The organism is Aeromonas sp. TECH754, from assembly GCF_056279295.1.
Genome location: NZ_JBWBRA010000001.1, coordinates 4556214 through 4568721, shown reverse-complemented (window position 1 = coordinate 4568721; position 12508 = coordinate 4556214). Strand labels below are relative to the sequence as shown.

Here is a 12508-nt window from a genome sequence, read left to right as displayed (position 1 = left end):
ATTATGCAGTTAAACCCGCTGGAACGGCGCATGAGCAACATCCGGCTGGTGCCCAAAGTGGTACTGCTCATGGTGTTCAGCACCCTGTTGCTGCTGGCCAAGCTCTGGTTTGATGCCAGCAATCTGGAGGCCACCCTGCTGGCCGAGGGGATAGAGGCGGCCAAGGCCAATGCCATCGCCGATCGCCTGCTCTGGACCGGCGTCATGGAGACGGCGCTGATGGGGGTTATCTTCGTCGTCCTGCTGCTGACCGGCTCCCGCCTGATGGTCAAACAGGTACACTACCTGGTGGGTCTGCTGGAGCGCTTCGCGCGCAAGGATCTCAGCCACAGCGTACTGCTCAAGTCCCGCGACGAGTTCGGTGACATCGCCAAGGCGGTCGCCCACTCCCAGGACAACCTCAAGCAGGTGTTCGGCACCCAGCGGGTCGCCTGCAAGGAGCTCAACGAGATCGCCTCCCAGGTCACCCTCTGCATGGAGGAGGCGAACGAGGCGATCAATGAAGAATTCACCCAGATAGAGCAACTGGCGAGCGCCATGAGCCAGATGGTCGGCGCCATTCGCGAGGTCGCCAACCATGCGGAGCAGGCCTCCCACGCCACCGCCGATGCCAGTCAGTTAGCCCGGGAGGGCAGCCGCTGCGTGGCCGACACCGTCAGCACCATCGACACCCTGTCCGGCAATATTCAGCGCTCCTCGGACGTGGTCAACGAGGTGGAGCACGGGGTCGATCGCATCGGCTCCGTGGTCGACACCATTCGCAGCATCTCGGAGCAGACCAATCTGCTGGCGCTGAACGCAGCCATCGAGGCCGCCCGCGCCGGCGAGGCGGGGCGTGGCTTCGCGGTAGTGGCCTCCGAGGTGCGCGAGCTGGCGAACCGGGCCCAGGCCGCCACCGTCGAGATCCAGAAGATGATCGAGCAGTTGCAGGGCAACGCCCGCCAGGCCGTCGACCTGATGGCCCAGAGCGTAAAGCAGGCCGACAAGGGAGTGGAGCAGGTCACCCAGGCCGGCGATCAGCTCGCCACCATAGTGCAGCGGGTGCAGGGAGTGGCGGACATGAACCGCCAGATCGCCACCGCCTCCGAGCAGCAGAGCTCGGTCGCCGAGGAGATGAACGCCAACCTGGAGCAGGTCAAACAGGTGGTGGAAGGATCCGTGGTGGTACTGCGCGAGCTGCGCGAGGCCTCCGAACTGGTGGAGCACCACAGTCAGACCCTGGACTCTCATATCCAGGCCTTCAAGCTGGCCTGACCGGGACATTTCGCTATGTTGAGAGGCTCCGCAAGGGGCCTTTTTCATGTATGCCACGGCAAGCTGCCGGAACGGGGAAGGAACACAGCCAGCTCCTGGACAGCCGTCTTATCCAGGCCTTCAAGCTGGCCTGATGGCACTGTGCGCCGTCACGGGGGCTGATCTGACAGGCAGAGACGAGTACAGTGAAAGGCCCCGCAAGGGGCCTTTCTTTTTTCATCACGGCAAGGAGCCAGGATGCAGAACACCCAATCCCCCCAATTGGAGATCAGCGACGACAAGGGTCGGCTCGATGTGCCGCTGATCCACCGTTTCCTGTCCGAGCAGGCCTACTGGAGCCTCGGCATTCCATACGCCACCGTACAGCGGGCCATCCATCATTCGCTGTGTTTCGGCGGCTATCTGGTCGGCCAGCAGGTCGCCTTCGCCCGGGTCATCACCGACCAGGCCACCTTCGGCTACCTGGCCGATGTGTTCGTGCTGCCGGCCCATCGTGGCCAGGGCCACAGCAAGGCGTTGATCGCCGCCATTCTCGCCCATCCCGAGTTGCAGGGGCTGCGCCGCCTCATGCTGGCCACCTCGGATGCCCAGGGGCTCTACGCCGGTTTTGGCTTCGTGCCACCGGCCAATCCCGCCAGCCTGATGGAAAAATACGATCCCGAGATCTACCGGCGCCCCTGAGCCGACGCCCTTTTTCCCCGCCAGATCATGGTTCTCGCCCCCGCGCTGTGACGCGGGGGCGCGGCAATGATAGATTGGCTACCGGCTTTTTATCTCACTCGCAGAACCGTTAATCACAAGGACGGCAACCGTGGCCCAGCATTCTTCTTCTCTCTCGTCTGTTTCCCCCGCTCTTCCCTCCTTGTTGCAAGAGCAGGCCCGGCGCCAATGGCAACGGCTGCTCGAGCTGTCCCCCGACTATGGGGATCTGCCCCTGGAGCGGCAGCAAACACTGCTCACCCTGTTCGGTCTCTCCGACTTCGTCTCTGACTCCCTCATCAAGCAGCCTGAACTGCTGGGGGAAACCCTGGCGTCGGGTGATCTGGAGCGGATCGAGCGCTGGCCCGCCTACGAGCCGGATCTGGCGGCCCTGCTTGCACAGCTGAACGACGAGGAGGCACTCAAGCGCTCACTGCGTCAGTTCAGGCGCAGCCGGATGTTGGTGATCGCCTGGCGCGAGCTGCTGGGGCAAGCCGAGGTGGAAGAGAGCTTCATCCATCTCACCAAGCTGGCGGATGCGCTCATCTGCGGCGCCCGCGACTGGCTCTATGCCAAGCAGTGCAGCGAGCTCGGCACCCCGGTGGATGGCAACGGGGATCCCCAGCCGCTGCTGATCCTCGGCATGGGCAAGCTCGGCGGCGGCGAGCTCAACTTTTCCTCGGACATCGACCTTATCTTCACCTTCCCCGACAACGGCTACACCGTCGGCGGACGGCGGGAGCTGGCCAACCAGCAGTTCTTCATCAAGCTCGGCCAGCGCCTGATCAATGCCCTGCACCAGCCGACCCAGGACGGCCAGGTGTTCAGGGTCGACATGCGGCTGCGCCCGTTCGGCGAGGCGGGGCCGCTCGCTATCTCGTTTGCCGCCATGGAGGATTACTACCAGCACCACGGTCGCAACTGGGAGCGTTACGCCATGGTCAAGGCGCGGGTGCTGGGCACTCGATGCGAACACGCTCAGGCGCTCACCGAGCTGCTGCGCCCCTTCGTATTCCGTCGCTACATCGACTTCGGGGTCATCGACGGTCTGCGCCAGATGAAGGCGATGATCGCCGCCGAAGTGCGCCGCAAGGGGCTGGAGGGCAACATCAAGCTCGGCGCCGGCGGCATTCGCGAGGTGGAGTTCATCGCTCAGGCGCTGCAACTGATCCGCGGCGGCCGCGAACCCGCCCTGCGGGTGCGCCACCTGCCAGAGGCGCTGGCTGCCATCGCCGCCGGTGGCGCCCTCGACGGTGAGCGCTGTGCGCGGCTGCTCGGCGCCTACCGCTTCCTGCGCCGGGTCGAGAATATCCTGCAGGAGATCGGCGATCAGCAGACCCAGAGCCTGCCCACCGAGCCGCGGGATCGCCAGCGGCTGACCTGCTCGCTGGGCTTCGATGACTGGGACGCCTTTATGGCCCATCTCGACGAGGAGATGGCCGCGGTCCATCAGGAGTTCGTCGCCGTGGTGGGGGAAGAGAAAGAAGCCTCCTCCCATCTGGATCAGCTCTGGCTCGATCTGTGGCGCACCGAGCTCGATGCCGTCGAGCTGGAGCAGTTGCTGACCGCGCAAGGGGTGAGCGATGCCGCCCCGCTGTGCGCCGCGCTGCTGCGCTTCAAGGAGGAGTACCGGCGTCGCCAGGTCGGCCCCCAGGGGCGGATAGCGCTGGATGGGCTGATGCCGGAGCTGCTGCGGCTGGTGGTGGCCAGCGAGCAACCGGGCCGGCTGTTCGAGCGGGTCTGCACCCTGCTGACCCGCATCTTCACCCGCAGCGCCTACCTGCAACTGCTGGCGGAAAACCCCGCCGCCCTGCGCCAGCTGGTGCGGCTGTGCGATGCCAGCCACCTGGTGAGCGAGCAGCTCGCCCGCTACCCCATCCTGCTGGACGAGTTGCTGGATCCCCAGCACCTCTACCACCCGACGCCGCTCGATCAGTACAAGCCCCAACTGCGCCAGTTCCTGCTGCGCATCCCGGAGGAGGACGTGGAACAGCAGATGGAGGCACTGCGCCAGTTCAAGCAGGTGCAGTTGCTGCGCATCGTGGCCGCCGACATCGCCGGCGCCCTGCCGCTGATGAAGGTGAGCGATCACCTCACCTGGCTGGCGGAGGCGATCTGTGAGGAGGTGGTCAATCAGGCCTGGGCCCAGATGAGCGAGCGCTACGGGGTGCCTCCCGAGGTGACTGCGAGCGGTCGGCGCGGCTTCGCCGTGGTGGCCTATGGCAAGCTCGGCGGCATCGAGCTCGGCTACGGCTCGGATCTGGATCTGGTGTTCCTGCACGGCGGCGATCCCAACGGCTACACCGATGGCCGCAAGCCCATCGACAGCCGCCAGTTCTATCTGCGCCTGGCCCAACGGATCCTGCACCTGTTCAGCACCCGCACCCCGTCCGGCATCCTGTACGAGATCGACATGCGACTGCGCCCGAGCGGCGACGCCGGTCTGCTGGTCTCCTCGCTCTCCGCCTACGAGCAATACCAGCAGAAGGAGGCCTGGACCTGGGAACATCAGGCACTGGTGCGGGCCCGCCCCATCTATGGCGATGACGCCATCGTTGCCGAGTTTGCCCGTGTCCGCCGCGCCGTGCTGGCCAAGGAGCGCGATCTCCCCACCCTGGCCCGCGAGGTGCGCGAGATGCGCCAGAAGATGCGGGATCATCTGCTCAAGGCCGGCGAGGGGGAGTTCGATCTCAAGCAGTCTCCCGGCGGCATGGTGGACATCGAGTTCATCGCCCAGTACCTGGTGCTGGCCCATGCCAGCGGCGAACCGGAGGCGTTGACCCGCTGGTCCGATAACGTGCGCATCTTCGATGAGTGCGTGCTGGCGGGGGTGCTCAGCCTGGCGCAGGCGGAGAGGCTGAAACAGGCCTATCTGGAGATCCGCAACCTCGGCCATCGCCTCAATCTGTCGGAGATCTCCCGCAAGGTGGGGGACGATCAACTGCGGGTCGAACGGGACCATGTTCTGGCGGTCTGGCGACAACAGCTCGGAGACTAAACAACAAGGGGCGCCACGGCGCCCCTTGTCATTCGGGAAGAAGGCTCACACCCTGCGTCAGCGCCCGCCGGCCACGTCGATAAAGGTGCCGGTGGCGTAGGAGGCTTCGTCGGACAGCAGCCAGGCGATGGCGGCAGCGACTTCTGCCGGTTGACCGCCCCGTAGCAGTGGAATATTCCCCTTAATACGCTCTACCCGGCCGGGCTCACCACCATCGGCATGCATGTCGGTGTAGATGAAACCGGGCCGTACCCCATTGACTCGGATCCCCTGCGCCGCCACCTCCAGTGACAACCCCTTGGTCAGCACGTCGATGGCCCCCTTGGAGGCGGCATAGTCGACATATTCCCCCGCAGAGCCGAGGCGGGCGGCGGCCGAGGAGACATTGACGATGGCGCCGCCGTTGGTCATCCGCCGAATGGCTTCGCGACAACAGAGGAAGTAGCTGGTGACATTGGTGGTCAGCGTCTTGTTGATCCGCTCGGCGCTCATCTCCAGCACCTTCATTTGCGGTTGCAAGATGCCAGCATTATTGACCAGATGAGTGATGGGGCCGAGCCGGGCGTCCATCTCGTCAAACAGTCGCACCACCTCGGCCTCGACGCTGACGTCGGCCTGCACGGCGATGCAGGAGACCGGATGCTGCGCCCGGATCTCGGCCACCAGCGCCTCGGCAGCTGCCCGGTCATGGCGATAGTTGATACAGAGCCAGTAGTCCTGCCCCGCCAGATGACGGGCGGTCGCCGCCCCTATCCCCCGACCACCCCCGGTGATCAATGCAATCCTGTTCATCCCGTCTCCTTGTCCGTGTTCTTTGCTCGCCCCCGATACTACCCCATGGCAAGCCCGCTGCCACGGTCGCCATGGGACTGTCTTCCTTGTCGTGAGGCTATCCAGCAACTGCATTTTTCATGAACACAAGTCGCCACGGCGCCGGTCTTGTTGAATGAGCGTCGTCAACGCGACCCGGAATGATCCAGTTGTACGAGCAGGATCGTAACAGGATCCGTGAGTCACAGCCTCCCTGAGAGCAATGCCGGAGGTCAGCTCCTCACCTAGATGACGTCACGCGGACACCCGACCAAGACTGGCCGAGTGCCGAAATGTCCAAGGAGTCAAAGATGCACGCAATCCGCAACACCCTCAACCGTCTGGCCGTTGCCGCCCTGGCGATGGCGGCTGTCTCCCTCTCTGGCGCAGTCATGGCCGCCAATACGGGGCAGCATGGCGAGGATCAGGTTCAGTGTATGGCGGCGAACAGCTGCACGGGTCAATCCGTCTGCAAGGATCAGAGCACCCGCAGCATGACCCGGGAAGAGTGCAACACCAAGGGTGGCAAGGTTCGTTAAGCGGACGACCCCACACTTGCGTGGCCGGTGCCTGTGAAGGCAACCGGCCTGTTTTTTTTAGGCTTTTTCCCGCCGAACAGCAGGATGTAAAGTCGCCTTTGACGGCAATCCCCGCTTGAGGTTGCAGGAGCCGGATCACCGCCAGATAGATAAATAAAACGGGCCCGAGGGCCCGTTGTCATGCTGATGGTCGATGGAGGCGAGCTTACTTGAACAGCCCCTTGAGCAGCTGATCGGCCGCCCCCTTGATCCTCTCGTCGTCGGCCTTGTCACCCAGCAGCTTCTTGAGGCCGCGCTCGGCCTCCTTGCGAGCCTTCTCCTCCAGCACCTTGTTGTTGCTGAGCAGCTCCTTCACGTCGAGCCGGTAGCTGGGCGCCTGCCAGTGGCCGCCGATGCGCACCGGTATGGTGATGTCCTTGAGATCATCCACCGTCTTGCCGCCCTGCCCCTTGCTGCTCTCGACCACAGAGGTGAGGAACAGGAAGTCGAGGGTCTCGGGCACCAGCGCGGTCTGCCCCTGGCCCTTCACCCGCAGGGCCGGTGCGAACAGCTGGATGTCGTCGCTGCGCGCCACCCCGTTTGCGAGCTGGAAGTTGGCCGTGAGGGCGCTGAAGTCAGTCTTGCGCACCTCCTTGACCTGCTCGGCGCCCTTGCCGGTCAGGGTGGCCCGCGCCTGGCGGATCATCTCCGCCAGGTTGATGCCGTGCAGCGCACCATCACTCAACTTCAGGCTGACAGTGCCCTGCATCTGGCTGCGCAGGGCCTGCTCGGAGAGACCGCGCCCCTGTACCTGGATGTCCAGATCCCCCTTGCCTTCCAGTCGGTCGTTCTGGGCCAGGGTCTGCAACAGCGGACGCACGTTCACCCCCTGTACCCGCTTGTGTACCTGATAGCTGGCGGGTTGCTGGCGGGCATCGAGCACCCCGCTGGCGCTCACCTGTCCACCGGCCACCCCGGCACTGAACTGGCTGAGGCTGAGCTGACCCCCCGCCAACGCAAGCCGCAGATCGACGGCACTCAAGTCCAGTCCTTTCACCCGCAGGCTGCCCAGTTGCAGCCGCCCGGTCAGGTCGAGCTGCTTAAGGGCACTCAGATCAGGCTCCACCGCGGAGAGGGCCTGCGCCGCCTGAACGGGCGCGGCCTGCGCCGGGCTGGCCGTCACAGCCGACGGGGCGGCCGCCTTGGCCGCCTCCTGCTTGCCGAGCCAGGCGTCGAGATCCAGCTTGTCGCCCTTGAGATCGAACTCCACCCTGGGCACGGCCCCGAGCTGCACCACAGACTCGCCGCTCAGCAGGGCTTCATCGGCGCTCACCACCAGCTTGCTCAGGGTGATCTTCTGTTTCTCCAGCTCGGCGCGGGCGAAGCCTGCCAGCTTGAGGGCCAGCTGCTGGCGTGGCAGCGCCTCCCCATTCAGCTTGGCCTCCAGCTTGGCATCCGAGACCTCCAGCAGTTGCAGCTCCTTGTCGAGCCGGGCCTTGAGGGTACCGTCCAGCGAGCCGGCCACGGCAGGCCGATCGCCAGTCCCCTCTGCGCCTTGCAGGCTCAGGGTCAGGCTGCTCCACTCCCCGAGCGCCAGTCGATCGGCCTTGAGGTTGAAGGCATCCAGTCGCTGCCCCGGCGCACTCAGGCTGCCGCTCAGGGTCAACTCTTTCAGGGCGCTGGCCCGCGCATCCTCGGCCAGCTTGATCTGCGCCTGCCCCTTGATATCGAAGGCCAGCTTGCCTTGATCCCCCTTGGCGGCCAGGGTCACCGGCACCCACTGGCCCAGGGTCAGCTGGCCCAGCTTGAGGTCAAGCCGCTCGAGGCGCGATTCGGTGCCCTTGCGATCGTCGCGCACCAGGGCGCTGGCCTGCTCGAGCACCACCCCCTGCAACTCGATCTGCCAGGGCTTGCGCTCCTGCCCGGGCGCCGGGCTGGCGGGCTTACCTGCGGGTGGCGCGCTCTTGCTCTGATCCTTCACGAGATCCTGCAGGTTGGAGCGGCCATCGGCCTTGGTCTGGATGAACAGATGGGCCCCGTTCAGGGTGATCTCGCCTATCTCCAGCCGATGGGAGAGCAGCGGCAGCAGGGCGACCGAGGCCTCCCCCCGCTCGACGCGGATGAGATCCGGCTCGGCAAACCCGGCGGGGTTGCGAAGCTGCACCCGCTCGAGGGAGAGGCCGAGGCTCGGCCAGAAACGCCAGCCGATGTCACCCGCGATCACCAGCTCGCGGCCGGTGTTCTTTCTGACTTGCTCAGCCAGCTGGGGCTTGAACTGGTTCGGGTCGATCAGGCTGACCAGGGCGACGATGGACACCAGGGCGGCCAACGCCAACCCCAGCAGTATGTAAATGATCTTCTTCACGATGGGCTCCTCAATGCAGATCCTGTGGCTGACTATACCACCGGGGGGATGACAGATGACGCACTCCCGCCAAAACGGGGAAATGGCGAGACAGGGATGGTCGCGGCGGCCTCTCCCTCTCCCGGCTCGCCCACAAGGATCTGGCGCTGGCGGTCGCCGGCTGTGGCTGGGGCTGCGGGTCATGCTGCCCTATCTGGCCTCGGCGCTGCTGATCCTGCCCCGGCTTTGGATGGGAAGCGGCTCCTGACGGCACCCGACAACAGGGGTATACTGGCGCCTCTTGGCATCGGAGGAGAGACGAGCATGGCGAGTGATTGGGACAACATTCTGGCGGGCGGCCCCCTCACCCAGACCGGGGAGATAGCGAACGACCGCATCCGCGGCCAGGCCTTGCTGGCCCAACTCAACGCCTCCTCATCGGGGGATCACGCCTTGCGTCAGCGTCTGTGCGGCGAGCTGTTCGGCCAGTGCCCGGAATCGTGCTGGATCAGCACCCCCTTCACCTGCGAGTTTGGCCGCAACATCCACATCGGCGAGAAGACCTTCTTCAATTTCAACGTCACCATCCTCGACGTGGGCGAGGTGCATATCGGCAACCACGTGCTGCTGGCTCCGAACGTGCAGATCTACACCGCCACCCACAGCCTGGACCATCTGGAGCGTCGCGGCTGGACCGCCTACAACCAGCCGGTGCGCATCGGCGATGACTGCTGGATAGGCGGCGGCGCCATCATCTGTCCCGGCGTCACCATAGGACCGCGCACCATCATAGGGGCCGGCGCCGTGGTCACCCGCGACATCCCCGCCGATTCCCTCGCCGTGGGCAACCCGGCCAGGGTGATCCGCACCTTGAGCCCGGACGAGCCCCGGGATCCGGAGGCCATGCCATGAGCCGAGCGAACGACGGCGCCATCATTCACCTGCTCGGCCGGAGCGAACCTCAAGATCGGGAGCCAACCTCATGATCTGGCTGGCCCTGCTGCCCCTGCTGTGGACCGGCTGGATCGGGATTCAGGATGCCAACTGGTGGCCGCTGGCCCTGATCACCACCATGAGCCTGCTCACCGCGCTCGCCTACGCCCACGACAAGCGCCAGGCGGTGCGCGGCGGTTGGCGCGTGCCGGAATTCCGACTGCATCTGCTGGAGCTGCTCGGCGGTTGGCCCGGCGCCCTGCTGGCCCGTCACTGGTTGCGCCACAAGACCCAGAAGGGGAGTTATCGGCTGGTATTCTGGGCTATCGTGCTGCTGCACCTCACCCTGTGGGGACTCTGGGTCGGGCGCCCGCTCTGGCAGGGACCCTGACCCGCGCCCCAGGGGTATTGCCGCTCGCAAGCGGCTGTGAGACAACGATAGCCAGCGAGATGGATCCTCTCGTTTATGCATCGGCAAGGAGTCGTGTATGACCATGTGGACAGGCATAGTCCTGATTGTCTTTATCAGCGTGTTGTTCGGCTACCTCGGCAAGCGCGCCCGCTACCGGCTGGGGGACGTTCGCATCACCGACCGCCTCGGCAAGCAGGACATGATCATCAAAGAGCTGCAGGAGCGGGTCGCCAACCTGGAGGCCATCGTCATCGAGGAGGAGAAGCGTCGGCCGTTCAAGGATCTCTGAGCCGCACCAGTTTTCATGCGACCTCCTTGATTCCAGGGTTGACCCTAACACCCGCGTCATAGGCCAAGGAGCTGACTCGCGGATTGCACACAAATACCAAGTGATAAGTACAGCAGCCCTGCGTATACGCTTGAAAAATACATTTTTAAGCAGGCATCTGAAGATCACTAACTAATTGCTTAGATGAAGTAGATTCTAAAGAGCTTCTTTTAGTTTGTAGCTTCTCAAGCAAATAGTGATTGGCCAAATCGAATTCAGCAAATATCGTACCCCAAGTCTTAACATAACCTTTTATTCTATCGTTTTTTGTACTAAACACTAATCCAGGCTCGTTTTTAGCTTCTGCAGTCTCTAATGCGGAATTTATATCAAAATCTCTTTCGGAAATCTTCCTACCAACTAGAATTATTTCAAACCTCATTTTCTCCATAGAAAACCCGGCATGCTCAGAAATAATTCGCGCATAGTTTTTTATTTGCTTCAGATGTTTTTCATTTAAAGAAATTGATGGCCTCTTAATTTCTATAATTGTGCACTGGTAGTAAGATTCCCCTCGAGAATTAAATGCCATGTTTTTTCTTGCCAAGAATAAATCTACTTGCCGCCTAGCTCCCTCAATGTTTATAGCTTCGTCAAGTTCTGCTGACTCGAAGTCATCTTTATCTATTGAGTCTATCCCATTAACCATATTTCTAAGGTTTAATGATATTTTTTGAAAATCATCTTCCTCCGCACCAAGAAGAGTATATTTGTTCCCAAACAGCCACGTATTACTTTCTATAATCCCCTGTAAGTCTGGCGTTTCAAGTACCTTCCTATAATGTTCAACCATTATTTCGCGGAGTTTGTGTACAGCCATTCCTCTTCTTTCTAGAACCTCGATAGTACTAATAATATTTTCCAAAGAGGAACTTTTAATTTGCTCCGATAACAGATTAATCTGTTTTTCATCTAAATTTAAGACGCCACCTAAGACATCAAGTATCGTATCATTTTCATTTGACACAAGTATCCTGTCTATCAGAGCTATCAGAATTTTTAATGGTTTTTCCTTGATGTTATTGAAAATAGCTGGATCAGCGAGATAAAGGCTCTTAACAAAAGACTTAGTATTTTGCTTCCTCCATATAGCCTCTTCTTTATTTAGATGCTTATGCTCAGGAAAATACCCTTTTAATTCATACTCTTCTATTTTTTCATCTACAAAATCACGGAGAAATTGCTCATATATTTCACTACTAAATTCATTTATGAATTTTTTTAGCTTCTTAAATTCATATGACTGAGGAGTCACCTGTGGTTTATCTGTAAAATTTAACGATGTGCCATTTTTTTCAAAGTTATCAAACCAATCTGATCTTGCATAAGTACTAAGATGAAAGTTAGGCTTCTTGTTGAAACTACTTAAGTCTCTATGCAAGATTCGTCCATCATGGTTTACAACATAGTTATATGACTTCTCATCGCCCGGTTTATTTAACCATCGGATAAGGTCAATTTTGAAATTAATATTATCGATGGATATTTGTTTTTCTACTAGCTTGTACTCTGGTATCTTTATTTCTGCTCCATTTATGATTAGCTTGCGATCTGGGTTTAGGATCAAACGCCAACCAAAATAGCTTTCTAGCCTTCTTTCTATAGAGTTAATCTCAGGAAGGTTATTATGGAAATTATTAAGCATCACACAAGTGCCCGATTTTAGATCACTTAACAATGCATGCTGGTTTTCGCTATCAATCTCCTCCGCCAAGAAATTTCTGAGCCTTGAGCTTTCTATTTCAATTTTAGAGTTCGAGTTATGACATTTGGTATACCACGTTGCATTTGAGCAAAGTAAATGAAAGGCTAACCTTCCTTTACCATGTGCGCCTTGTACATCATCATCTCCCTGTTTAGATGACTCATTAAACCTAGAGAAATGTGAATCACATTCATTTATATCAATCCCTGAGCCATCATCTAAGATAGTTACAGAAACTAAGCCATGCATATCATTGTGTTCAATTGTTACATTGACATGCTTTGCACCTGAATCAAAGCCATTGGCAATTAGCTCAATAATTGATTGAAACGGATCTTTCCTCCATTTAGTAAAATGCTTTTTAATACCCTCATGAGTAATATCAGCAGTACCACTTATTTTCACGTTACCCATTATTTAGTCCATTATGGCTAGTAGGTTCGATTAGCGAAGCGTAATCGGACGTTCGCGAAGGGATCATATTATATTGAGGAGAACGCTTCCGCT

General features: G+C 59.8%; 10 protein-coding genes. 7 read left to right on the top strand and 3 right to left on the bottom strand.

Features of this window, described 5'->3' with window-relative positions; translation table 11 throughout:
- Window positions 1–3: 3 nt before the first annotated feature.
- From ACZ9IL_RS20980 to glnE, 3 genes are all read left to right on the top strand, one after another.
- The gene (locus ACZ9IL_RS20980; protein ID WP_476005178.1) at window positions 4–1254 is read left to right on the top strand and encodes a methyl-accepting chemotaxis protein; all 1251 of its coding nucleotides are present in this window, start codon (window positions 4–6) and stop codon (window positions 1252–1254) included.
- Window positions 1255–1491: 237 nt separating this feature from the next.
- Window positions 1492–1935 carry a GNAT family N-acetyltransferase gene (locus ACZ9IL_RS20975; protein WP_476005177.1) on the top strand — a complete coding sequence of 148 codons (444 nt, stop codon included), beginning with the start codon at window positions 1492–1494 and terminating at the stop codon, window positions 1933–1935.
- 130 nt (window positions 1936–2065) lie between these two features.
- A complete protein-coding gene (gene glnE, locus ACZ9IL_RS20970; RefSeq protein ID WP_476005176.1) occupies window positions 2066–4951 on the top strand; it encodes a bifunctional [glutamate--ammonia ligase]-adenylyl-L-tyrosine phosphorylase/[glutamate--ammonia-ligase] adenylyltransferase in 2886 nt (961 codons plus the stop codon).
- Between the two features lie 57 nt (window positions 4952–5008).
- Here the strand turns inward: glnE and ACZ9IL_RS20965 are convergent, their stop codons facing one another.
- Entirely contained in the window at window positions 5009–5743 is a 735-nt protein-coding gene (locus ACZ9IL_RS20965) for an SDR family oxidoreductase (RefSeq protein ID WP_476005175.1), read from the bottom strand.
- A gap of 329 nt (window positions 5744–6072) precedes the next feature.
- Between ACZ9IL_RS20965 and ACZ9IL_RS20960 the strand changes: the two genes are divergently transcribed.
- Window positions 6073–6300: a BufA2 family periplasmic bufferin-type metallophore gene (locus tag ACZ9IL_RS20960; RefSeq protein ID WP_476005174.1), complete on the top strand. Its 228-nt coding sequence runs from the start codon at window positions 6073–6075 to the stop codon at window positions 6298–6300.
- Between the two features lie 205 nt (window positions 6301–6505).
- Here ACZ9IL_RS20960 and ACZ9IL_RS20955 read toward each other — a convergent pair whose 3' ends face one another.
- A complete protein-coding gene (locus ACZ9IL_RS20955; protein ID WP_476005173.1) occupies window positions 6506–8644 on the bottom strand; it encodes an AsmA family protein in 2139 nt (712 codons plus the stop codon).
- 303 nt (window positions 8645–8947) lie between these two features.
- Between ACZ9IL_RS20955 and ACZ9IL_RS20950 the strand changes: the two genes are divergently transcribed.
- The 3 genes from ACZ9IL_RS20950 to ACZ9IL_RS20940 all read left to right on the top strand — a co-directional run bounded on the left by ACZ9IL_RS20950 (window position 8948) and on the right by ACZ9IL_RS20940 (window position 10257).
- Window positions 8948–9535, top strand: coding sequence for a sugar O-acetyltransferase (locus tag ACZ9IL_RS20950; protein ID WP_476005172.1), 588 nt, complete (start codon window positions 8948–8950; stop codon window positions 9533–9535).
- A 70-nt stretch (window positions 9536–9605) separates the two neighbouring features.
- Window positions 9606–9947 (top strand): DUF1294 domain-containing protein, encoded by a 342-nt coding sequence (locus ACZ9IL_RS20945; protein ID WP_476005171.1) that lies wholly within the window; start codon window positions 9606–9608, stop codon window positions 9945–9947.
- A gap of 97 nt (window positions 9948–10044) precedes the next feature.
- Window positions 10045–10257: a hypothetical protein gene (locus ACZ9IL_RS20940; protein ID WP_476005170.1), complete on the top strand. Its 213-nt coding sequence runs from the start codon at window positions 10045–10047 to the stop codon at window positions 10255–10257.
- Between the two features lie 145 nt (window positions 10258–10402).
- Here ACZ9IL_RS20940 and ACZ9IL_RS20935 read toward each other — a convergent pair whose 3' ends face one another.
- A complete protein-coding gene (locus ACZ9IL_RS20935) occupies window positions 10403–12415 on the bottom strand; it encodes an ATP-binding protein (protein WP_476005169.1) in 2013 nt (670 codons plus the stop codon).
- Window positions 12416–12508: the final 93 nt, after the last annotated feature.